The 21,432-nt window shown below is 64.3% G+C and carries 21 protein-coding genes; 11 read left to right on the forward strand and 10 right to left on the reverse strand.

Translation table 11 applies throughout. The features are described from left to right. The first annotated feature begins 22 nt into the window (after positions 1 to 22). The 4 genes from QEN71_RS20575 to QEN71_RS20590 are packed head-to-tail and all read left to right on the forward strand — an operon-like array spanning position 23 to position 3,649. The gene (locus tag QEN71_RS20575; RefSeq protein ID WP_201650269.1) at positions 23 to 1,945 is read left to right on the forward strand and encodes a potassium transporter Kup; all 1,923 of its coding nucleotides are present in this window, start codon (positions 23 to 25) and stop codon (positions 1,943 to 1,945) included. Positions 1,946 to 1,947: 2 nt separating this feature from the next. After that, positions 1,948 to 2,613 (forward strand): nitrile hydratase subunit alpha, encoded by a 666-nt coding sequence (gene nthA / locus QEN71_RS20580; RefSeq protein WP_201650268.1) that lies wholly within the window; start codon positions 1,948 to 1,950, stop codon positions 2,611 to 2,613. Further along, complete coding sequence (gene nthB / locus QEN71_RS20585; RefSeq protein ID WP_201650267.1) at positions 2,610 to 3,275, forward strand: nitrile hydratase subunit beta; 666 nt, start codon at positions 2,610 to 2,612, stop codon at positions 3,273 to 3,275. The genes nthA and nthB overlap by 4 nt, the downstream gene beginning before the upstream one ends. After that, a complete protein-coding gene (locus tag QEN71_RS20590; protein WP_201650266.1) occupies positions 3,272 to 3,649 on the forward strand; it encodes a nitrile hydratase accessory protein in 378 nt (125 codons plus the stop codon). Before nthB ends, QEN71_RS20590 begins: the two co-directional genes overlap by 4 nt. Before the next feature lie 35 nt (positions 3,650 to 3,684). Here the strand turns inward: QEN71_RS20590 and QEN71_RS20595 are convergent, their stop codons facing one another. The 8 genes from QEN71_RS20595 to QEN71_RS20630 all read right to left on the reverse strand — a co-directional run bounded on the left by QEN71_RS20595 (position 3,685) and on the right by QEN71_RS20630 (position 13,466). Continuing rightward, complete coding sequence (locus QEN71_RS20595; protein ID WP_167528692.1) at positions 3,685 to 3,831, reverse strand: hypothetical protein; 147 nt, start codon at positions 3,829 to 3,831, stop codon at positions 3,685 to 3,687. A gap of 155 nt (positions 3,832 to 3,986) precedes the next feature. Beyond that, entirely contained in the window at positions 3,987 to 4,703 is a 717-nt protein-coding gene (locus QEN71_RS20600; RefSeq protein WP_201650265.1) for a PIG-L deacetylase family protein, read from the reverse strand. Between the two features lie 281 nt (positions 4,704 to 4,984). Next, entirely contained in the window at positions 4,985 to 5,572 is a 588-nt protein-coding gene (locus QEN71_RS20605) for a nucleotidyltransferase family protein (RefSeq protein ID WP_201650264.1), read from the reverse strand. A gap of 545 nt (positions 5,573 to 6,117) precedes the next feature. Continuing rightward, entirely contained in the window at positions 6,118 to 7,257 is a 1,140-nt protein-coding gene (locus QEN71_RS20610) for an IS481 family transposase (RefSeq protein WP_290468217.1), read from the reverse strand. A 581-nt stretch (positions 7,258 to 7,838) separates the two neighbouring features. Then, entirely contained in the window at positions 7,839 to 10,052 is a 2,214-nt protein-coding gene (locus tag QEN71_RS20615; RefSeq protein ID WP_201656853.1) for a xanthine dehydrogenase family protein molybdopterin-binding subunit, read from the reverse strand. Continuing rightward, a complete protein-coding gene (locus tag QEN71_RS20620; protein ID WP_201656856.1) occupies positions 10,049 to 11,059 on the reverse strand; it encodes an FAD binding domain-containing protein in 1,011 nt (336 codons plus the stop codon). Before QEN71_RS20620 ends, QEN71_RS20615 begins: the two co-directional genes overlap by 4 nt. Before the next feature lie 11 nt (positions 11,060 to 11,070). Beyond that, complete coding sequence (locus QEN71_RS20625) at positions 11,071 to 11,853, reverse strand: (2Fe-2S)-binding protein (RefSeq protein WP_201656860.1); 783 nt, start codon at positions 11,851 to 11,853, stop codon at positions 11,071 to 11,073. Positions 11,854 to 12,173: 320 nt separating this feature from the next. Continuing rightward, positions 12,174 to 13,466: an aspartate carbamoyltransferase gene (locus tag QEN71_RS20630; RefSeq protein ID WP_201656863.1), complete on the reverse strand. Its 1,293-nt coding sequence runs from the start codon at positions 13,464 to 13,466 to the stop codon at positions 12,174 to 12,176. On the opposite strand from QEN71_RS20630, the gene QEN71_RS20635 reads away from it, so the two are divergent. From QEN71_RS20635 to QEN71_RS20655, 5 genes are all read left to right on the forward strand, one after another. Continuing rightward, positions 13,449 to 13,721, forward strand: coding sequence for a hypothetical protein (locus QEN71_RS20635; protein ID WP_201656866.1), 273 nt, complete (start codon positions 13,449 to 13,451; stop codon positions 13,719 to 13,721). The two genes, QEN71_RS20630 and QEN71_RS20635, sit on opposite strands and share 18 nt — an antisense overlap. Positions 13,722 to 13,848: 127 nt before the next feature. Beyond that, positions 13,849 to 14,712 carry a 4-hydroxy-tetrahydrodipicolinate synthase gene (dapA, locus tag QEN71_RS20640; RefSeq protein ID WP_201656869.1) on the forward strand — a complete coding sequence of 288 codons (864 nt, stop codon included), beginning with the start codon at positions 13,849 to 13,851 and terminating at the stop codon, positions 14,710 to 14,712. A 235-nt stretch (positions 14,713 to 14,947) separates the two neighbouring features. Continuing rightward, on the forward strand, positions 14,948 to 16,024 hold the full coding sequence (locus QEN71_RS20645) for a M23 family metallopeptidase (RefSeq protein WP_201656870.1): 1,077 nt from the start codon (positions 14,948 to 14,950) through the stop codon (positions 16,022 to 16,024). Further along, positions 16,017 to 16,388, forward strand: coding sequence for a hypothetical protein (locus QEN71_RS20650; RefSeq protein ID WP_201656873.1), 372 nt, complete (start codon positions 16,017 to 16,019; stop codon positions 16,386 to 16,388). The genes QEN71_RS20645 and QEN71_RS20650 overlap by 8 nt, the downstream gene beginning before the upstream one ends. 37 nt (positions 16,389 to 16,425) lie before the next feature. Next, the gene (locus QEN71_RS20655) at positions 16,426 to 16,872 is read left to right on the forward strand and encodes a bactofilin family protein (protein WP_201656876.1); all 447 of its coding nucleotides are present in this window, start codon (positions 16,426 to 16,428) and stop codon (positions 16,870 to 16,872) included. Positions 16,873 to 16,891: 19 nt separating this feature from the next. Here the strand turns inward: QEN71_RS20655 and QEN71_RS20660 are convergent, their stop codons facing one another. Together QEN71_RS20660 and QEN71_RS20665 are read right to left on the reverse strand one after the other, a co-directional pair. Next, positions 16,892 to 18,961, reverse strand: coding sequence for a putative bifunctional diguanylate cyclase/phosphodiesterase (locus QEN71_RS20660; RefSeq protein WP_201656879.1), 2,070 nt, complete (start codon positions 18,959 to 18,961; stop codon positions 16,892 to 16,894). A gap of 201 nt (positions 18,962 to 19,162) precedes the next feature. Continuing rightward, positions 19,163 to 19,597 (reverse strand): rhodanese-like domain-containing protein, encoded by a 435-nt coding sequence (locus QEN71_RS20665; protein ID WP_201656882.1) that lies wholly within the window; start codon positions 19,595 to 19,597, stop codon positions 19,163 to 19,165. Between the two features lie 97 nt (positions 19,598 to 19,694). On the opposite strand from QEN71_RS20665, the gene ftrA reads away from it, so the two are divergent. Both ftrA and QEN71_RS20675 read left to right on the forward strand, forming a co-directional pair. Continuing rightward, entirely contained in the window at positions 19,695 to 20,651 is a 957-nt protein-coding gene (gene ftrA, locus QEN71_RS20670) for a transcriptional regulator FtrA (RefSeq protein ID WP_201656885.1), read from the forward strand. Positions 20,652 to 20,673: 22 nt separating this feature from the next. Continuing rightward, positions 20,674 to 21,246: a nitrogen fixation protein NifQ gene (locus QEN71_RS20675; RefSeq protein WP_201656888.1), complete on the forward strand. Its 573-nt coding sequence runs from the start codon at positions 20,674 to 20,676 to the stop codon at positions 21,244 to 21,246. Positions 21,247 to 21,432: the final 186 nt, after the last annotated feature.

The raw sequence follows: 21,432 nt of genomic DNA on the forward strand, positions 1-21,432 counted from the left end.
ATGGCGATCATTGGAGGGAGACATGAGCCTGTCAGCCACGCATGCCGGCGCGGAGTCCATTGGCGCGCCCGCGCCGCACAAGCCGGCGCTCCGTTCGCTGGCGCTTGCTGCATTGGGCGTCGTCTATGGCGATATCGGCACGAGTCCGCTGTACACATTGCAGACCGTGTTCGCGCCGTCGAGCGGATTGCCGCTCACACCGCTGAACGTGATCGGCATCGTCTCGCTGATCTTCTGGTCGCTCACCATCGTCGTGTCGCTCAAGTATGTGGCGCTGATCCTGCGCGCGAACAATCACGGCGAGGGCGGCATCATGGCGCTGCTCGCGCTGGCGTCGTCGTCGGTGGCGAACCGGCCGCGACTGCGGCATACGCTGCTGGTCGTCGGCGTGATGGGCGCGTCGCTGTTTTACGGCGACAGCATCATCACGCCCGCGATCTCCGTGCTCAGTGCCGTCGAAGGTCTCGAAGTCGCCGCACCGTTTCTGAAGACCTGCGTGATACCCGTCACGCTGATCGCGCTCGTCACGCTGTTCGTGATGCAGAAGCATGGAACCTCGGGTATCGGCGCCGTGTTCGGGCCCGTGATGGTCGTGTGGTTCGTCGTGCTCGCCGTGGTCGGCGTGACCAATGTCGTCGCCGCGCCCGCGATTCTCGCCGCGCTCGATCCGCTCGCCGGTCTCGCGTTCTGTCTGCGTCACGAGTGGCTCGCGTTCATCGCGCTGGGCGCCGTCGTGCTGTCGCTGACGGGCGCCGAGGCGCTCTACGCCGACATGGGCCACTTCGGCGCGCGGCCGATCCGTCTCACGTGGTTCGGTCTCGTGTTTCCCGCGCTGGCGCTGAACTATCTCGGTCAGGGCGCGCTGCTGATTTCGAAGCCCGCCGCCGTGCAGAACCCGTTCTACCTGCTCTTTCCGCAATGGGCGTTGTATCCGATGATCGTGCTCGCGACGGTCGCCACCGTGATCGCATCGCAAGCGGTGATCTCCGGCACTTACTCGATGACCAAGCAGGCGATGCAACTCGGTTTCCTGCCGCGCATGAACGTCGTCTACACGTCGGAGAAAGAGATCGGCCAGATCTATGTGCCCGGCATCAACTGGACGCTGCTTGCCGCCGTGGTCGCGGCCGTGCTCGGCTTCGGCTCGTCGACGGCGCTCGGTTCCGCGTACGGCATCGCGGTGACGGGCACGATGCTGATCACGACGCTGCTGACCTTCTTCGTCGTGCGCTACGCATGGCATTACAACTGGGCGCTGTGCGTATTCGCGACCGCGTTCTTCTTCGTGATCGACGCGACGTTCTTCGCGGCGAATCTGCTGAAGATCGTCGAAGGCGGCTGGTTCCCGCTGCTGATCGGCTTCGTGATGTTCACGATCATGGCGACATGGGGGCGCGGCTGGGAAATCATGCTTGCCGAGGCGCGTGCGCGCGCGGGCACGATGCCGCTGAAGACCTATCTGCAGAAGCTCGTCGCGCGCGAACCGGTGCGCGTCGGCGGCACGGCGATCTTTCTGACGCCGAATCCCGACAGCGTGCCGCATGCGCTCGTCAACAACCTCATCCACAACCACGTGCTGCACAAACGCGTGGTGTTCCTCACCGTGAACAACGACGAGATACCGTGGGTCGCCGAGAGCGAACGCGTCAGTCTGACGACGGTATGCGAAGGCTGCTATCAGCTCACGATCCGCTATGGATTCAAGGACGAAGTCGACTTGCCGAAAGCGCTTGCGACGGCGAAATCGCTCGGTCTCGATGTCGAACCGGACGAGGCGTCGTACTTCCTCAGCCGCGCGACCGTCGTACCGACGCCCGGCGCGGGCATGGCGATGTGGCGCGAGCGGCTCTTCGCGGTGATGCTGCACAATGTCGGCAATGTGGCCGCCTATTTCAAGCTGCCCGCAAACCGCGTGATCGAAGTCGGCGCGCGCGTGGAGATCTGACGATGACGCATGATGCATCTCACGAACACAAACATTCGCACGATCACGAAGGCAGCGAACTGCCCGAGATGGACCTGCGCGTGCGCGCGCTGGAATCGCTGCTGATCGAAAAGGGTTATGTCGATCCGAAGGCTCTCGATGCGCTGATCGACACTTACGAGCACAAGGTCGGTCCGCGCAATGGCGCGCGCGTGGTCGCGAAGGCATGGTGCGATCCGGAGTTTCGCCGCTCGCTGCTCGACGATGCGACGGCGGCGATTGCGTCGCTCGGTTTCACGGGGCGGCAGGGCGAGCATATGGTCGCGCTGGAGAATACGAAGGACGTGCACAACATGGTCGTGTGCACGCTGTGTTCGTGCTATCCGTGGCCTGTGCTGGGCTTGCCGCCCATCTGGTACAAATCGGCGCCGTACCGCTCGCGCGCCGTGATCGATCCGCGCGGTGTGCTCGGTGAATTCGGCGTGACGCTTCCTGACGATACCGGGATCCGCGTCTGGGATTCGACGGCGGAAGTGCGCTATCTCGTGCTGCCGATGCGTCCGCCCGGCACGGACACGTTGAGCGAAGACGAACTCGCCGATCTCGTGACGCGCGATTCGATGATCGGCACGGGCCTCGCGCTCGCACCTCACGCGGCGAAGCAATCGGCAACGGGAGGCCAGCCATGAACGGCGCGCAAGACCTGGGCGGCATGCAATCGTTCGGTCCCGTCGTGCCCGAAGCCGACGAGCCGTATTTCCACGCGGACTGGGAGCGCCACGCGCTCGCGTTGACGATCGCGATGGGCTCGACGGGCACGTGGAACATCGACATGTCGCGCGCCGCGCGCGAGAGCTTGCCGCCCGCGCAGTATCTGTCGAGCAGCTACTACGAGATCTGGTTCGCCGGGCTGCGCAAGCTGCTGATCGAAACGGGGCTCGCGACGGCCGATGAAATCGACAGCGGTGTGTCGCAGCAGGCGGGTGTGCCGCTGGCGCGCGTGCTGGCCGCCGACCAGGTGAACCCGATGCTGTTTCGCGGCAGTCCAGCGTCGCGTCCGGCGCCGCATCCGGCGCGCTTTGCCGTCGGCGATGCCGTGCGCACGCTGACGCTCAATCCGCCGACGCACACGCGACTGCCGCGCTATTGCCGGGGCAAGCGCGGCGAGATCGTCGCCGTGCATGGCGCGCATGTCTTTCCCGATTCGAACGCGCTCCGACGCGGCGAAGATCCGCAATGGCTGTACACGGTGCGCTTCGACGCCGTCGAGTTGTGGGGCAGGGACACGACGGCGTCGTCGGTGTGCGCCGACTGCTGGGAGCCGTATCTCGAAGCGGACGGCACGGCATGAGCGCGCAGACTTTTGCTTCGAAGGAATCGCGCGAGTTGCTCGATGCGCTGCCTGACTTGCCGCGCGACGGCGCCGGTCCGGTGTTCGCCGCGCCGTGGCAGGCGGCCGCATTCGCGATGACGCTCGCGCTGCACGAGCGGGGCGTGTTCACGTGGCCGGAATGGGCTGCGACGCTGGCCGACGCGATTCGCGACGCGCAGGCGCAGGGCGACCCCGATCGCGGCGACACCTACTATGCGCACTGGCTGACGGCGCTCGAACGGATCGCGACGGCCAAAGGCTGCGTGACGCGCGACGGCCTGAACGAGCGCCGGGACGCGTGGGACGCAGCGGCGCGCCGCACGCCGCATGGTCAGCCGATCGAACTGGATTGAAGGCTGCGCGTCGTCACCGAACCGTCATTGCGTGATCATTGCGTGACGGGGTCCTTGTCGGGCGGACCTTCGGGGCGCTGCGGCTCGTCGTTGTGATGTCCCGGCGACGGCGGCGTGAGCGGATCGCCCTCGGGGTCACGCGTCGGATCGGCGTGCGGGTCGGGAATCGGACTGGTGTGCATGGTGTGACCTCGTGGCGATGTGGCCGATGTCAGGGATGTCGGAATCGGCGGTGGACGCGGTCGCGCTGCTCTGGCGGCGAGATACGAAGCGTCCGCTTTCACTAGCGTAGGCGATGGCCGCGAAGACTGCTGGCGCGATCGTCTGTGACAGCCGTTCAATGTCTGGATTTGCGGGCCGGCTTCCGGTCGACGGCGAGGCGCCAGTAGCGCTCGGCGGCGAACACGTCGTCGCAGCCATGCGGCCCGAACGCGTGCAGCTGGCTTTCATAGGCCGACACGGCTTCGCGCTTGAGCATGACCTGGCGCTCGCGGTCGAGGGCGTGATCGGCGGCCGGGCTCGCGGGTGTCGCGACGATGCCGCGCCCGGCCAGATCGACGAGCCGCTGCTGCACGACGCCGGGTATCGGCCTATAGATCGCTTCTTCGTACGCGAACCATTCCAGGTGCGACATGCGCGGCAGGATTTCGCAGCACGCTTCGAACACGCGGCCGTGGTCGTCGTGAAAGAGACCGAGCGGCATCAGCAGCGTGTCGGCCGTCGAACCGTAGATGGCTTCCTCCAGCGCCGCGGCGAGCTTGCCGATCGACGGTGAATCGCCGTATTGCGCGTCGCGAAACGGCAGCCGCACGGGGATCGCGTCGAGCACCGAGAGCGCGTTGTTGTCTTCGATCGTCCGCGCGCGGATCGCTTCGTATGCGCCCGCGAAACCTGCCTTGCCGTCCCAATCGGTCTGCATGTCCTGCTCGGGCGGCGCGGCGAACACGGTGCAGACAGCGGCATCGGAATGCGCGGCGAGCAGCGCGCCGCAACTGAAGACGGCGTCGTCGAAATGCGGCGATACGATGAAAAGACGCGGGCTGGTTTCGCTCATGAGATCCTGGGCTGAATGCGGGATGAGTCGTCCGGCGACAGGCTGCATTGGCTGCGCGGCGAGAATGTGACGCGCTGCACCGTGGACAGCTTAGACCAATGAGGCGAAGCGTGCTCGATGGTTTTGCCGCGCTGCAGCAGCGCGCAAATGGCGTGCCCGAACGCACTGAAACGCGTGGTTTCCCGTGTCGGCTGACCTGTCGAAGCGCGGCGATTCCGGATGTGCACGCGATGCTTCCGATTCAAGCGCGCGGATATTTCAAAAGCGTGAGCGTGCGACGGTTAGACGTTGCGGAGATCGGCGGGCGTATCGACATCGCTGAGCACGCCTTTGTCGTCGACGTCGATGCGCGTGACGTCGTGCGTCGCGAAGAGGGCGCGAGCGCCGGTGTCGCCGTCGAGCGCGATCAATGCGTCGCGGTGCTCGATGCCGAAGCCGACGGGATGGCCGCGCTGACCCTGATAGTAGGGCGCGACGATCGACGCGCCGTTGTCGACTGTGCGCGCGACGGCTTCGATGGTCGATGGCGCGATGCGCGGCATATCGGCGAGCGCGACGATCCAGCCGTCTGAGTCGTCGCTCGCTTCGATGCCGGCGGCGAGGCTTGCGCCCATGCCGCGTTCGGCGTCGGCGGAGAAGATCACGTGACAGCCGGCGTCGTTGAGCACGCGGGCGAGCAGTTCGGAGCCGGGGCGCACGATTGCGATTACGTGAGGTACGACGAGAAGCATGCGGTGCGCGGATTCGTGCGCGACGGGCGTGCCGTCGGGGAGGCGGGCGAGGAGTTTGTTGTGGATGCCTTCCGGGTCGAAGCGCGATCCGTAGCCGGCGGCGAGGAGTATGCCGGTGGCGAGGGAGGCATATGACATTGGCTGTCACCAGAAGGAGGGGGTGTTTCATTGTGCGGTGCAACTGGGCTTGGGTGCAAGCTGTTTGCTTTTTTTGTCTGCGACGCAGTCGCCATGCCTTGTTTTTGATTTTTTGGGTTTTTGGTTTTGGTTTTTGGCTGGCATCCGCGAATTCGTATCGGTGCTTCATGCGTCGCCCCTGTGCGGGGCGGCACCTACTTTTCTTTGCAGCGGCAAAGAAAAGTAGGCAAAAGAAAGCCGCTTCAAACCTCCGGTGCCTGTCAGGTTCGCGCTGCGCCATGTCGCAGTCGAGCTGTCGCGCAGCGACGCAAACACTCCGTAGAAAGCCCGCGGTCAAGCGCGCGCGGCGCGAAAGATGACATCCACTTTTTGTTTTTGATTTTTGGGTTTTGGTTTTGGTTTTGGTTTTTGGCTGGCATCCGCGAATTCGTATCGGTGCTTCATGCGTTGCCCCTGTGCGGGGCGGCACCTACTTTTCTTTGCAGCGGTGTACAGACTGGAGACATGGTTGACACCTGTACGGGGACATCGTTGACACCTGATGGTCAGGGTTTGGGAGTCTTCAGGTCAAGTTTTGCGACCCGCTGATGGGCGAACCAGATCTCGATCACCCCGTCTTCCTTCTCGCTCATGCGGGCGGCTACCTGCAGCCCCTTGAGCGCGATCGACAGCTTCAGTTTCTGGCCGCGCAGGCGCACCACGCCGCTGGCATTGACCCGCAACACTTCATCGCCGGGGCCGTATTCGGGCTCGGGCACCCGCTCGGGCATCGCGCGCAGGCTACACGCGTAGCGCGTGATGGGCGTGGCCATCCCGAGTGCCTCGTGCGGACGTTCGACGTTGTACACGTGCCGCCAGCGATCCAGTGCCTGCTGCATGTGCGCATGTGTGCTGAAGGCCTGCCGGTCCAGCACTTCGGCCTTCAGCGTGCGGTGAAACCGTTCGTCCTTACCATTGGTCTGCGGGTGATACGGCCGGCTGTAGCTCACCAGGATGCCCAGCCGGATCAGCCAGACCGCGAGTTCGGTGAGCTGCCCCGGCGCGCTGGGCGAGCCCCACGGCGCGCCGTTGTCGGTGTTGATGCGCGCGGGCAGCCCGTAGCAGCGGAACGCGCGCTCAAGCTCGGCCTGCACGACCTGTGTGGTCGTACGCGAGCAGGCGCTCAGCACGAGGTTGTAGCGCGAGTGATCGTCGATGACCGTCAGCGGCATGCAGCGCCCATCCTTCAGCGTCTGGACGTCGCCCTTGAAGTCCATCTGCCACAGCAGGTTCGGATGCGCGTGCTCGAAGCGCTGCCAGTGCTGGCGCTGCTGCGACGCCTGTTCATCGATGAGCCCATGGCGGCGCAGGATTTCGGTGATCGTGGCGGGCGCGGGCACCTCTGTCTCGCCCAGATCCTTCAGGCGCCGTTCGATCTTGCGTCCGCCCCAGCCATGTTCGCGACGCAGTTCCAGCACCCGCGCTTCGATGTGTTCAGGTGAGCGCAGGGGGCTGTGGTGCGGGCGTCGGGAGCGGTCGGCCAGCCCGCCGGGGCCTTCGGCCTTGTGACGGTCCAGCCACTTGTAGCCGGTCTGGCGGCTGATCCGGTAGCGCCGGCATAGCTCGCTGAATGACAGGGCCTGTGTGGCGGCCAGGCTGACGAATTCTTCGCGGAGATTCATGGTGTTTTTTGCTTCCCAGGGCATGGTTGAATCCGGGCGTTTGATTACCCGAAAGTGTCAACCATGTCCCTGTACACCTGTCAGCTATGTCTCCAGTCTGTACACAGCGGCAAAGAAAAGTAGGCAAAAGAAAGCCGCTTCAAACCTCCGGTGCCCGCCAGGATAACGCCACGGCGCACGGTCTTCGAGCTGTCACGCAGCGACGCAAACACTCCGTAGAAAGCCCGCAGTCAGGCACGCGCGCCGTGAAAAATTAAACCCACTTGGGGCACATTCGGTCGGCTTGTTTTTGCGCGTTTGCCGTCGGTTTGATTGCGGCGGTATGTGCTCCAAACTGTGTGTGGGGTTTTCGCGCCGTGCGGGGTTGACTGCGGGCTTTCTACAGAGTGCGGACGCCGCTGCGCGATAGGTCAACTACGGCATGCCGCGGCGCTGCCCTGGCGGGCACCGGAGGTACAAAAGCGGCTTTCTTTTGCCTACTTTTCTTTGCCGCTGCAAAGAAAAGTAGGTGCCGCCCCGCACAGGGGCGACGCCTGAAGCACGGATACGAATTCGCGGATGCCAGCGCAGCAAAACCCGCGGATGCCAGCGCAGCCCAAAAACCGTCAAACCAAAACCTTATCCAAAGTAACAGGCAAATCCCGAACCCTAACCCCGGTAGCGTGATAAACGGCGTTCCCAATAGCAGCAACAACACCCGTAATCCCAATCTCCCCAATCCCGCGAGAACCAAGCGAATTAATAAAAGGATCGGGCTCATCGAGCACGACAACGTCCAAAGACTGAACATCGGCATTCACAGGCACGTGATACTCGGCCAGATTGGCATTAACAAACCGCCCATACTGCGCATCAAGCAGACTCTCTTCCTCGAGAGCAGCACCAATACCCCACACAAGCCCACCCATCAACTGGCTACGTGCCGTCTTCACATTAAGCATCCGCCCAACGTTATAAACAGCAGTAATCCGGGCAACACGAATCGTCCCAAGATCCGCATCGACATGCACTTCGGCGAACACAGCGCCCCACGAATGAAACGAGTAACGCTGCTTCTCATCGCCGGGTTTGGTGCTGATGGAAGCCTCGATCGGCTGCCCGCCCGCTCGGGCAAGCACGGCCGCGATGGGATCGCGCTTCGACTGATCGGACTTGCTGATCACCCAGCCGTTCTGCACGACAACATCATCGGACGACAAACCGAACACAGGCGAACCGTGATCGGCGAGCGCCATTGCCACAAGCTTGCCGCGCGCCTGCTCGCACGCATCGCGCACAGCAGGCGACACGCTCGCGACGGACTGCGAGCCACCCGACACGGGCGCCTTAGGCAGCGACGAATCGCCGAGTCCGAAGCGAATGTTCTCCGGCGCGATACCGAGCGCATCCGACGCGACCTGCGTCATCACCGTGTACGTGCCCGTGCCGATATCCTGCGTGCCCGACACAACCATCGCCGTGCCATCGGGCAGAATCCGCGCGAGCGCCGCCGCTTCGCTGCGATTCGCGGGATACGTCGCCGTGCCCATGCCAAGGCCGATCAGCGTATTGCCGTCGCGCATCGAACGCGGCTGCGGCTTGCGGCGCGACCAGCCGAAACGCTCCGCGCCGACGCTATAACACTGCCGCAACGCCTTGCTCGACCACGGCTTGTTTTCCTGCGGATCGCTCTCCGCGTAGTTCTTCAGACGCAGCGCGAGCGGATCCATCTTCAGCTGATACGACAGCTCGTCCATCGCCGTTTCGAGCGCCCATGAACCCGTCGTTTCGCCCGGCGCGCGCATGAACGTCGGCGTGCCGACGTTCAGCTGCACGAGGCGATGCGTCGTCACCTGATTCGGCACCGCGTACATCATCCGCGTGACCATGCAGCAGGTCTCCGTCCAGTCCTCGATCATCGACGTGTTCGAGAAACTGTCGTGCCGCATCGCGGTGAGCGTGCCGTCGTGCTTCGCGGCGATCACCATGCGCTGTTCGGTGAACGGCCGGCCGCCGACGGGCCCGAACATCTGCGGCCTCTCCAGCGCGAGCCGCACAGGACGTCCCGTCTGCTTCGCGGCCATCGCGCACAGCACCACGTGCGACCACGCCGAGCCCTTGCAGCCGAAGCCGCCGCCGACGAACGGCGAGATCACGCGCACATCGTCGGGTGATATGCCGAGCGTCTTTGCGACGGCCGTGCGTGTGCCCGTCACGCCTTGCGTCGAATCGTAGAGCGTCAGTTGCGGGCCGTCCCACACGGCCATCGTCGCGTGCGGCTCCATCGGATTGTGATGCTCCATCGGCGTCGTGTAGACGGCGTCGACGCGTACCACGCCCGCCGCAAGCCCGGCGTCGTAGTTGCCGCGCGACGTGTCGGTCTGTCGGCCTTGCGGCTTGTCGGGCGCGTGCGCGCTGGCTTTGGCCTGCGTGAAATCGAGCGCGGGCGGCTGCGCGGCGTACGTCACGCGCAACTGACGCGCGGCGTCCGTTGCATGTTCCAGGGTATCCGCGACGACGATCGCGATCGGCTCGTTGCTGTAGTGAATCTGGTTGTCCTGCAACAGCGACAGATGCCGTCCCGCAGGCGGCGCGAGCGCGGGCTTACCGTTGTTCGGCAGACGCGGTGCGTTCTGATATGTCATCACGAGCAGCACGCCCGGCAACGACGACGCGCGGCTCGTATCGATCGACGCAATCGAGCCGCGCGCAATCGTGCTCGTCACCAGCACGCCGTGCGCGAGACGCGCTTCGGGAAACTCGGCCGCGTAGCGCGCTTCGCCCGTGACCTTCAGCAGACCGTCGGTGCGGTCCAGAGGATGTCCAATGATCGTGCTCATGCAAAACCTCCAACGCCGCTTGTTCCGCTTGCTGCCTGGTTCACCGCGCGCACGATCGCGTTCTGCGCGAGGCGCACCTTGAACGCGTTGTCGTGCAGCGGTTTCGCTTCGCTCAATGCGGCGTTGGCTGCATTGCGCAGCGTCGTGCTATCGAGCGGCTTGCCCGCGATCATCTGTTCCGCCGACGTCGCGCGCCACGGCTTGTGCGCGACGCCGCCCAACGCGATGCGCGCGCTACGCACGGTATTTCCGTCCATCTGCAGCGCGGCCGCGACCGACACCAGCGCGAACGCATAGCTCGCGCGGTCGCGCACCTTGAGGTAGTGCGCGTGTTCGCTGTAGATGGGCGGCGGCAGATCGACGGACGTGATCAGTTCACCGAGGCGCAGCGTCGTGTCGAGATCGGCGCGGTCGCCAGGCAAGCGATGAAACTCGCCGAACGGAATCACGCGCTCGCCTTGCGGGCCGCTCACGCGGACGGTTGCATCGAGCGCCGCGAGCGCGACGCTCATATCGGACGGATTCACGGCGATGCATTGCGTGCTCGCGCCGAGAATCGCGTGCATGCGATTGTGGCCGTTGATCGCCGCGCAGCCGCTGCCGGGCTCGCGCTTGTTGCAGGCGGTGAACGCGGTGTCGTAGAAGTACGGACAGCGCGTGCGCTGCATCAGATTGCCGCCGACGGTCGCCATATTGCGCAATTGCGCCGACGCGCCTGCAACAAGCGCCTGCGTCAGCAGCGGATAACGCTCGCGCACGAGCGCATGATTCGCTGCATCGCTGTTGCGCACGAGTGCGCCGATACGCAGCCCGCCGTCGGGCAGCGTCGACACGACGTCGAGCCCTTGTATCCGCGTGATATCGACGAGCTTCACGGGTCGCGTCACGCCGCCCTTCATCAGATCGAGCAGATTGGTGCCGCCGCCGATGAACATGGTGCCCGGTTGCTGCGCGGCGCGCACGGCACCGGCGATATCGGCGGCGCGTTCGTAGGAGATCGCATCCATGATGGCCTCCGTTACGCGACGTCGCTCGTCTTGATGACGAACGTCGTATAGGTGTCGCCCGTGCCGCTGCCGACCGTGCCGCGATGCGCGGACTGCACGGCCGCGACGATGTTCACATACGCGCCGCAGCGGCAGATGTTGCCGCTCATGCGTTCGCGGATTTCCTCGTCGGAGAGTTGCGGCGGACGGCGCCGCACGTCCGCTGTCACCGTGCTCGGCGCGCCGGCGTCGAACTCAGAGAGCAAAGCTGTCGCCGAACAGATTTGCCCCGGCGTACAGTAGCCGCACTGGAACGCGTCCTGTTCGATGAATGCGCGCTGCACGGGGTTCAGCGTGCCGTTGCTCGCAAGTCCTTCGACGGTCGTGATCTTGTCGCCTTCGTGCATCACGGCGAGTGTCAGGCACGAGTTGATGCGGCGTCCGTTCGAGAGCACCGTGCACGCGCCGCATTGTCCGCGGTCGCAGCCTTTCTTCGTGCCTGTGAGTCCGGCGTATTCGCGCAGCGCGTCGAGCAGCGTCACGCGCGGTTCGAGATGCAGCGAGTAATCGCGTCCGTTGATGTTGAGCTTGACCGTGCGCGGCGGCACGGTTGAACGTGCAACGGGTTGTTGTGCCTGCGGTGTTTGCGTTTGCGCATGAGCGTAGGGCGCTGTGCCCACGGCTGCTGCTGCCGCCGCCGATTGCAGGAAGCGGCGGCGTGCGGAACTCGAAGGCGTGGCGTCATGCTCGTCGTGGCGGGGCGTGTCCGCATCGTGTTGCGAGCACGAACCCTGACAGTCGATGTGGTGGGACATGATGTTCTGCTTGCTCCGTAGAAGGTCGATGCAGACTTGCGCCGCATCGCAGCCGAAGCAGGCGGACGGTGCATGGCAAGCCTTGTCGATGAGCAATTTCGATGCCGCTCGTGCAGAACCACAAACGACGCGCACAAGCGGCGAACTTCATCGTGGCATAGTCGCCGTGGCGCAACCGTGACGGGCAGATGGCGCGAAAATGGCGCGGCGCTGTCGACGGCGTCATGCGTCGTGCAGCGCGCAAAAAGAAAAACGCGCGTCGACTATCGACGCGCGTTTGTGTGATGCAAGGGCAAGGCGCTGGCTAGCGCTCAGCAAGATCAGTCGATGCCATGAAACACGGCATCGTCCGGGCCGAGATACGCGGGCGGGCGCCACGCGGCATCGCGCATCGAATGTTGAACCAGCTTCTCGACGCCTAGCAGCACCGCGAAGATCGCCATCCGCACGGGAATCCCGTTGTCCGTCTGACGGAAGATCGCGAGGCGCGAGTCGTGGTTCAGGTCCGTGCTCAGATCGTTCGCGCCGGGGCGGCTGTCGCGCGGCAGCGGGTGCATGATCAGCGTGTCCGCGCCGCACACGGTATCCACCAGCGCCTGATTGATCTGGAAGTCGGGCGTGTAGCCTTCGAACGATTCGTCGGCGAAACGCTCCTTCTGGATGCGCGTCGCGTAGACGACGTCCGCGCCGCGCAGGCCGTTGGCGAGATCGTGCGTCTGCTCGACGACGTGGCCGTTGCGCGAAATCTGATCGACGATATACGCGGGCATTTCGAGCGACGGCGGCGAAATGAGCGTGAACTTGATGCCGCGATACAGCGCGAGCAGCTTGACGAGCGAATGCACGGTGCGCCCGTACTTCAGGTCGCCGACCAGCGCGATATGTGCACCGTCGACGATCTTGCCGAGACGAGAGAACTCGCGCTGGATCGTATACAGGTCGAGCAGCGCCTGGCTCGGGTGCTCGCCGGGGCCGTCGCCGCCGTTAATGACGGGAATGTTGGTCGCGCGCGCGAACTCGGCCACGGAGCCCTGTTCCGGATGGCGGATCACAAGGGCGTCGACGTAGCCGGACATGACGCGGCTCGTGTCATAGATCGACTCGCCCTTGGCCATCGACGAAAACGTGAAGCCCGTCGTGTCGCACACCGAGCCGCCCAGCCGGCAGAACGCCGCGCCGAAGCTCACGCGGGTCCGCGTGCTGGCTTCGAAGAACAGGTTGCCGAGCACCGCGCCTTCCAGCACGCGCGAGATTTTCCGGCGGCGCGCGATGGGCTGCATGATATCGGCGACGCGGAAGAGGGCTTCGACGGCGTCGCGCGAGAACTGGTCGACGGAAAGAAGCTGCGGTTTGCCTTCGAACAGCATCTGGCTGGCGAGCGACTGCGAATCTACGCTTTGCGTATGTTTTTCGGCGGGTGCGCCGTTGACGACGATTTCCGACACGAAGCGCTCGACGATTTCCGGCATCGCGCGCGATTCCTGCGAATCGTCGGGCAGCAGCCAGGTATCGAGTGCGCGCTTCGACACGCCGATACGCGTCGCGAAGCCGTCGCGGGTGAGGTTCAGACGCCGCATCGCGTCACGGAGAAAGGCTTGTTGCGGGACGCTCATGGGCTTGCCTCTTTTTCGTCGGGTGAATCGGTTGATATACGCGGTGCGTATATTAATTCGCCGTGCGAGGAAGTCAAGGAATTTCGCGCATCGATTCGCCCGGTACGCGTTTCATCTCAAAAAGGGTCGTTTCCGGTTACACTGCCGGACATGGAAAACGGCTCGATGCTTCTTCTTTGCGTTGAAACCGGCTTGCACTCGCAGGCCGCGCAGGCGCGCGCCGCTTCCAAAGCCAAAAAACAGTTGCTCATCTGACCGGAGCTGCTGTTCCGTCAGATGTGCGACGGAACAGTCTTATCAAGCCCGGTTCTAGAAACTCCCGCTCCCGATACTGCTTCCTCGCCGCTGAACGGTTCTCATACGGTCGCGTTCGAGGAAAGTCATGTCCAATTTTTCGGGTATCTGGATTCCGCTTGTCACACCGTTTTCCGCCGACGGCGCCGTCGATCACGCGGCGTTGCGTCGCCTGATCGGGCTATATGCCGAGGCGGGCGTCGCGGGCGTCGTCGCGCTCGGCACGACGGGCGAGCCGTCGTCGCTCGATGCCGCCGAGCAGGAGGCCGTGCTCGCGACCACGCTCGACGCGGCGGGCGGCGCGTTGCCGGTGATCGTCGGCGTGTCGGGCAATAACGCCCGAAGCATGCGCGAGCGTGTGCTGCGTCTGAACGCGCTGCCACTCGCGGGCCTGCTGATTTCCGCGCCGTACTACGTGCGGCCGTCGCAAGCGGGCATCGCCGATCACTTCACGATGCTCGCCGACGCGAGCGAGCATCCCGTCGTTCTGTACGACATTCCCGCGCGCACCGGCATTCGCATCGAGCTGGACACGCTGCTCGCGCTCGCCGCGCATCCGCGCATTCAGGCGATCAAGGATTGCGCGGGCTCGCTCGACACGACGCTCTCATTGATTCTCGATGGCCGCTTGCAGGTGCTGGCCGGCGACGACGTCCGCATCTTCGACACGCTCTGTATGGGCGGCAGCGGCGCGATCGCGGCGTCGGCGCATATCTGGCCCGAGCGTTTCGTCGCACTCGATCGCGCGCTGAAGGCCGGGCGGCTCGACGAAGGACGCGCGCTGTTCCATGCGCTCGTGCCGTTGATCCGCGCGCTGACGTCCGAGTCGAACCCCGCGCCCGTGAAGGCGGCGCTCGCGGCGCAAGGCTTGATGGCGAGGGATCTGCGCGCGCCTATGACGCAAGCAAGCGAAACCTTGCGCGCACGTTTGCAGCACATGCTCGCGATGTGAAGCGCTTGCGACGAATCTGATTCACTCCAATTTGAGATGCGGGTCCGGCGCGTGGCGTGATAATGCGCGCCACCGTTTTCCGACATCTACGAGATAGATTCGTCATCCTGAGTATGCTGGTTCATCGTTACCTTGTGCCGTCCGCCGGACGCGCGCAGCTATTTGCAGTACTTCGTGCAGTACTTCGCGATCGTTTGTGGCCGTGTTGCAGGACCGCGATGAAAGGCGGCTGCTGATGTCGCTGATCTGGGGAACCGGCAGGAATCTGACGAACGGCTCGGTGCGCTTCGTCACGCGGCGAGCCGCGCTAACCGTCGCGTTGATCGCCGCTTGCGGCAGCTCGGCGCTGGCGTTGACGGCGGGCATCGTGATTGGTCGCGATCATCCGAAGCTCGATGCTACGGGCGTGGGCAACGACGGCAACGACAGCCGCGTCAGGCGCGACTACACGATCACCGAACTCGGCAAGCTGAACGCGGCCATCGAGCAGATGGACCCGCGTCTGACGCGGCTCGCTTCGCAGATCGCGACGCTGCACGACTTCGAAACGCGCCTGAAGACGATCAAGACCTTGCCGCGCCCCGTGTTTGCGCCGCCCGCGCTGCCCGCGAGCGATGTGCTCGGCGACGACGCTGGCGACGATGTGGTCGGCACGCGATCCACTGCCGTTCTGAAACGTGAACCGGCCGACAAGCCGAAAGAAGAACCCGACGGCAAAGCCAGCGAATCCGCCGCGCAAGACGCCGAAGGCGGCCCGTCGCTGCCGCCGCGCCGCTGCGACGAACCGGTCGCCCATCCTGCACGCGACGCCGGCGCGCTTCACGAACAGATCGCCTGTCTCGTCGCGACGCTGTCGGCGCTCGAACAGGAAGTCACGCTGCACGTCGCGAACTGGGAGTCGTTCCCGGGGCGCATGCCCGTCGACGGCGCGCGCTTCGGCTCGCCGTTCGGCAATCGCGTCGATCCGTTCACGCATCACCTGAGTTTTCATCCGGGCGTCGATCTCGTCGCGATGTCGGGCACGCCCATTCTCGCCGCGGCGGGCGGCCGCGTGATCCACGCGGGACCGCAGGGCGGCTACGGCAATGCCGTCGAGATCGATCACGGCAACGGCCTGATCACGCGCTACGGACACGCATCGAAGATCGTCGTGCAGGAGGGTGATCTCGTGCTGCCGCGCCAGCATATCGCCGATGTCGGCACGACGGGCCGTTCGACGGGGCCGCATCTGCACTTCGAAGTGCTCGTCAACGGCGCGCCCGTCGATCCCACCGACTATCTCGCACTTTTCATGGGGCCATCGCATGGCTGATTTTCTTCGTCTGCGGCGCCGGAGCGCGCGTGCCGTCACGCAAGGCGCGTATGCGCTGAAGCCCGTGCGTTCGCGCGCGATGCGCATCGCGACGTGGCTGGCGGTTTGCCTCGGAAGCGCTGCGGCGGGCGCGGCAGCGATGCATGTCTACGCGACACGCGCGGCGCGGGAAAGCGCGTCGTGCGCCGCGTCTACCTCACACGACGGACTGGATGACGCGCTGGCGCGCGCACAACTCGCGCTGAAGCAGGAAGCCGCTTCGCGCGCGAGCGTGCAGCGTTCCGCCGATGCGCTCACCGCCGAAGTGCGCCAGCTCCAGGCGCAAGTGCTGTTTCTGCAGGGGCAAGGCCGTTCGCGCCGTTGACGCGCGCGGCGAGTTTCAACTTCACTCGGTATCGATTATGTTCAGCAAGAAGAAGTCACCCGGCGTTTCCCAGAACAAACTGGCGACGCTCATTGCACATGACGTGCACATCACCGGCGACCTCGAATTCAGCGACGGCCTGCGCATGGACGGTCACGTGAAAGGCAACGTGACGGGCAAGCCGGGATGCGAGACGCTGCTGGTGCTGAGCGATCGCGGCTCGATCACGGGCAACGTGTATGGCTACGACGTGATCGTCAACGGCCGCATCACGGGCGACGTGATCGCCGATCATTTTGTCGAGTTGCAGGAGAACGCGCATATCACGGGCAACATCTATTACCAGCAATTGCGGATGGACGTGGGCGCGTCGGTGGACGGCAAGCTGACGCGCCGCGATGTGTTGCCCGCGGTCGCGAGTCCGCATGTCGAGCCCGCGTCGTTCGCGCTGCAAAGCCCGAACGCGACGGACGGCGAACGCTGACAGCTTGCACGCGCCGTCGTCAGACGGCCGTCATGCGCTCCTGAAGCAGCGCGCTGAATGCGTCGGCCGTGAGCGGCTTGCCGAGCAGAAAGCCCTGCATTTCGTCGCATTGCAGGTCTTTGAGCTTGTCGAGCTGCGAAGCCGTTTCGACGCCTTCCGCCACCACGTCCATTTCCAGCGAGTGCGCGAGCGCGATGATCGCCTGCACGATCGCGCTGCCTTCGTGGCCGTCGGCATCGAGCCCGTTCGTGAAGAAGCGGTCGATCTTCAGTTGCTTCACGCGAAAGCGCTGCAGATAGGCGAGGCTCGAATAACCGGTGCCGAAATCGTCGATTGAAATCTCGAAGCCGCTGTCCTGGAACTCGCGGATCATTTCCGTCGTCTTGGCGGCGTCCTGCATCGCCACCGTTTCGGTGATCTCGAACATGATCTGGCTGCAATCGACGCCTTCCGTGCGCACGATCTCCAGCGTCTGCGTGACGAGATCCGGCTGCGTCATCTGACGCGGCGACAGGTTGATCGCGACTTTCATCGACGGCAGGCCGGACTTTTCCCAGCGCCGGATCTGGCGGCACGTCTCGCGCACCACCCAATAGCCGATCTGCACGATCTGCCCCGAGCGTTCCGCGATCGGGATGAATTCCATCGGCGCGAGCACGCCGATGTCCGGGTGATTCAGGCGGATCAGCGCTTCCGCGCCCGCGACTTCGCCGCTGTCGCCGCGGAACTTCGGCTGGAAGTGCAGCGAGAAATAGCCCTTGCCGAGCGCTTCGTGCAGCGCGCTCTGAATCTTGAGCGTGCGCATCGCGGCTTCGTTCATGTGCGCTTCGAAGAAGCGATACGTGCTGCGGCCGCCGCGCTTCGCTTCGTACATCGCGGCGTCGGCGTGCTTGAGCAGTTCGTCGACGGAATGGCCGTCCTGCGGATACAGCGCAATGCCGATACTCGGCATGACCTGCAGCGTCTGGCTCTGCGTTTCGATGCCCTTGCGCATCCGTTCGAGCACGGCTTCCGCCATCTTCTCGGCGTCTTGCGGCGCGCTGAGATTTTCGGCCAGCACGACGAACTCGTCGCCGCCGAGTCGCGCGACGGTATCGACGTTGCGCACGCATTGCCGCAGGCTGTGCGAGAACGACTTCAGCACTTCGTCGCCGAATGCGTGACCGAGCGAATCGTTGATCGTCTTGAAGCCGTCGAGATCCATGAACAGGATCGCGAATCCGCGGCCGTTGAGTTTCGACGCATGAATCGCGCGCTCGATGCGCTCCGTCAGCGTGCGGCGGTTCGGCAGATCGGTGAGCGTGTCGTAGGTGGCGAGGCGCACGATCTGGTTGTTCAGCAGCGATACCGAACCGGCGAGGAAAGTCGTGCGTGCATCGAAGCGCGACAGGATCAGCGTGACGATCAGAATCGCGAACGTGAAGAGGATGATCGTCGTGGCGAGCCACTGTGCGTTGACGCCGCGCGCCGCGCCGCACACCGAGCCGGGCAGGAAATCGGCGGCGGCCATGCCCGTGTAGTGCATGCCCGTGATCGCGAGGCCCATTACGCAGGCTGCGCCGATGCGCTTGAGCAGCACGCGATGCTGGTTCGAGTCGCGCAACGTGTGCGCGATCCGCAGCGCGGCGATCGAAGCCGCAATCGCAATCGCGATGGACGCGGCGAAGAGTCCCGGCCGGTATTGAATGCCCGGCTCCATCTGCATCGCCGCCATGCCCGTGTAGTGCATGCCCGCGATGCCGAAGCCCATCAGCACGCCGCCTGTGACGAGACGCTGGATGGAGAGTGTCGGACGCGCCACCTGGTGAAGCGCGAAGTACGACACGATCATCGCGATGACGAGCGAGTAGCCGGTGATCGAGAAGTCGTAGCCGAGCGGAATCGGCAGCGAGAAGGCGAGCATGCCGATGAAGTGCATCGACCAGACGCCCGTGCCCATTGCGGCTGCGCCGCCTGCGAGCCAGAGGTGGCGCAAGCGTGCCGATGCCATTGTCGAAATACGTCCGGCCAGGTCGAGCGCCGTGAATGAAGCTAGTGTTGCGACGGCGAGCGACACGACAACCAGACCCAGATTGTAAGTGCTCTGCATGTCAGTTCCGTCGCGAAAGGAAAGTCCCTCGACTGGTTATCGGCAGCATTATTAAAATATTGAGCGATTTTTTAAAGGGTTCGCTCAAATATTTATTGAAGTATCTTTGAAGCCGCTTTTGGCTTTTTTCGCGACTTTTAACAGCGCGTAATCGCCCGAAAGGCATTCCATAGACGATTACACGCCGTCCGCGAATCCCGCTCAGGGTTGTTGTCGCATTTCTGTACAGGCGCTTGCTGCCTGCGTTTCCAGCACGAAGCCTTCGTCGAGCCAGCCCGTCACGCCGCCGATCATGATTTTCACAGGCCGCCCGAGTTGCGCGAGCCGGATTGCGCCGCGCGTCGCGCCATTGCAATGCGGACCGGCGCAATAGGTGACGAATAGTGTATCGGCCGAATATTCGCGCAATTTAGATTCGGTAATCTTCCTATGCGGAAAATTGATCGCGCCAGGAATATGGCCGCGCGCGAAATGCTCGGGACTGCGCACGTCGAGCAGCACGAAGTCGGCGTGGCCCGACGCGAGACTGTCCGACACGTCCCAGCAGTCGGTTTCGAAGCGCAACGAAGACTCGAAGTGTGCGAGCGCCGTGGCGCTGTCGGCGGCGGGGACGGCGCTGACGTTGGAAGCGGGCATTAGGGTTCTCCTGTTGGCGTTGAAGGTGTTCCGATTATCGACAGGGGCCCGCCTGGCCGTAAGTGGCGCAATCGTCAATCTCCGGTAATATCGCGACATGCAAGATCATCTCGTCGCGGCGCTCGTCTACGACCGCCTGTGCACCTTCGAATTCGGCTGCGTGACCGAACTGTTCGCGCTCGATCGTCCGGAACTGGGCGTCGAGTGGTATCGCTTTGCCGTGTGCGCCGTCGAACCCGGTCCGATTCGCGCGGCGGGCGGCATTAGCGTCGCGGCGCCGTACACGCTCAAAATGCTCGATCGCGCGACGACGATCGTTGTGCCCGGCTGGCGCGATCCCGATGAGCTTCCGCCCGAGCCGCTGCTGAAGAAGATCCGCGCGGCCGTCGAGCGCGGCGCGCGCGTCTGCTCGATCTGTTCCGGCGTGTTCGTGCTCGCGGCGGCAGGCGTGCTCGACGGCAAGACGGTCACGACACACTGGCGTTATGCCGACAAGTTGCAGCAGCGCTATCCGCAACTGCGTGTGAAGCCCGATGCGCTGTATGTCGATGAAGGGCAGGTGATTACGTCGGCGGGATCGGGGGCGGGGCTCGACATGCTGCTGCATCTCGTGCGGCGCGATTACGGCAGCGCGATTGCGAATCGCGTGGCGCAGCGGCTCGTCGTGCCGCCGCATCGCGAGGGCGGCCAGGCGCAGTTCGTCCCGCGTCCGATGCCACAGGACGACAGTGGCCGGCTCGCGCGTCTGATGGATTACGTGCGCGCCAATCCCGCGCGCGAGCACACGCTGGCGTCGCTGGCTGGCCACGCCGCGATGAGTCCGCGTACGCTGCAGCGGCAGTTCCGCGACGCGACGGGCATGGCGCCTTATGAATGGCTGATTCGCGAGCGCGTGGCGATTGCGCGCGATCTGCTCGAATCGCCCGCCGATCTGCCGATGTCGCGCGTCGCGGAAATGGCGGGCTTCGGGTCCGAAGAGTCGCTGCGACGGCACTTCAGGCGCATTGCGCTGACGAGTCCGGGCGCGTATCGGAAGAAGTTTGGCGCGGCTTAGGATTGCATATGGAGGCTTTGTGATGACTGCCCCTTCGAACGACACACGTGATGCAAGCGTCGCGCGCCTGCTCGATCAAGCGCAGCATCGCGATGCCGCCGATACCGTGATGTTCGCGCGTTTGATCGGCGCGAAGCTCGCGAGCGATGAACTGCTGCATCTCGGCTTGACGCGCGATGCGCTCGACGCGTTGCTTGCGCGTCATTTCTCGCGCTACGCGTTGCCGCATGCCGCGCCCGAACGGATCGCCGCGAGCGAGCATCAGGCTTTCGTCGATGCGATGCGCGCGATGCTGCTGCAACACGAGTCGTCGCTGACATCGACCGACCCCGACGCGCAATGTCTCGCGACGATCATCGCGACGGCTTGCCTGCGTCCCGATCATTTGTGGCGCGATCTCGGCCTCGATGGACGCGACGACGTGACGGCGATCCTCACACGCCACTATCCGCAGCTTATCGAGCGCAATACCGACGGCATGCGCTGGAAGAAATTCCTCGCGCGCGAACTGGCGCTCGCCGAAGGCCGCGCGCCTGCGCCCGCGCCGGGCTGTCCCGGTTGCGAAGACTACGGCTTCTGTTATCCCTCGCGCTAAGGCTTCTACGGAAGCCGGCGACGCGCCTTCGCACAAACCCCAACGTAGAAACCCGAAGTTGAGCGGGACTCATACCCGGCATCAAAAAACATCGCTTCATCGACGAAAAAAACGGACCGCACAATCGCGATGCCATGTCACCCCTTGCGATGACGCGGCGGGTCGCGCGAGCCGTGCGGCCGATCA

The organism is Paraburkholderia sabiae (assembly GCF_030412785.1).
In the GTDB taxonomy this organism is placed as follows: domain Bacteria; phylum Pseudomonadota; class Gammaproteobacteria; order Burkholderiales; family Burkholderiaceae; genus Paraburkholderia; species Paraburkholderia sabiae.

Coding starts and splice junctions, on each gene's coding strand:
- QEN71_RS20575 (WP_201650269.1), top strand. CDS start 23: ATGAGCCTGTCAGCCACGCATGCCGGCGCGGAGTCCATTGGCGCGCCC.
- nthA (WP_201650268.1), top strand. CDS start 1,948: ATGACGCATGATGCATCTCACGAACACAAACATTCGCACGATCACGAA.
- nthB (WP_201650267.1), top strand. CDS start 2,610: ATGAACGGCGCGCAAGACCTGGGCGGCATGCAATCGTTCGGTCCCGTC.
- QEN71_RS20590 (WP_201650266.1), top strand. CDS start 3,272: ATGAGCGCGCAGACTTTTGCTTCGAAGGAATCGCGCGAGTTGCTCGAT.
- QEN71_RS20595 (WP_167528692.1), bottom strand. CDS start 3,831: ATGCACACCAGTCCGATTCCCGACCCGCACGCCGATCCGACGCGTGAC.
- QEN71_RS20600 (WP_201650265.1), bottom strand. CDS start 4,703: ATGAGCGAAACCAGCCCGCGTCTTTTCATCGTATCGCCGCATTTCGAC.
- QEN71_RS20605 (WP_201650264.1), bottom strand. CDS start 5,572: ATGTCATATGCCTCCCTCGCCACCGGCATACTCCTCGCCGCCGGCTAC.
- QEN71_RS20610 (WP_290468217.1), bottom strand. CDS start 7,257: ATGCCCTGGGAAGCAAAAAACACCATGAATCTCCGCGAAGAATTCGTC.
- QEN71_RS20615 (WP_201656853.1), bottom strand. CDS start 10,052: ATGAGCACGATCATTGGACATCCTCTGGACCGCACCGACGGTCTGCTG.
- QEN71_RS20620 (WP_201656856.1), bottom strand. CDS start 11,059: ATGGATGCGATCTCCTACGAACGCGCCGCCGATATCGCCGGTGCCGTG.
- QEN71_RS20625 (WP_201656860.1), bottom strand. CDS start 11,853: ATGTCCCACCACATCGACTGTCAGGGTTCGTGCTCGCAACACGATGCG.
- QEN71_RS20630 (WP_201656863.1), bottom strand. CDS start 13,466: ATGAGCGTCCCGCAACAAGCCTTTCTCCGTGACGCGATGCGGCGTCTG.
- dapA (WP_201656869.1), top strand. CDS start 13,849: ATGTCCAATTTTTCGGGTATCTGGATTCCGCTTGTCACACCGTTTTCC.
- QEN71_RS20645 (WP_201656870.1), top strand. CDS start 14,948: ATGTCGCTGATCTGGGGAACCGGCAGGAATCTGACGAACGGCTCGGTG.
- QEN71_RS20650 (WP_201656873.1), top strand. CDS start 16,017: ATGGCTGATTTTCTTCGTCTGCGGCGCCGGAGCGCGCGTGCCGTCACG.
- QEN71_RS20655 (WP_201656876.1), top strand. CDS start 16,426: ATGTTCAGCAAGAAGAAGTCACCCGGCGTTTCCCAGAACAAACTGGCG.
- QEN71_RS20660 (WP_201656879.1), bottom strand. CDS start 18,961: ATGCAGAGCACTTACAATCTGGGTCTGGTTGTCGTGTCGCTCGCCGTC.
- QEN71_RS20665 (WP_201656882.1), bottom strand. CDS start 19,597: ATGCCCGCTTCCAACGTCAGCGCCGTCCCCGCCGCCGACAGCGCCACG.
- ftrA (WP_201656885.1), top strand. CDS start 19,695: ATGCAAGATCATCTCGTCGCGGCGCTCGTCTACGACCGCCTGTGCACC.
- QEN71_RS20675 (WP_201656888.1), top strand. CDS start 20,674: ATGACTGCCCCTTCGAACGACACACGTGATGCAAGCGTCGCGCGCCTG.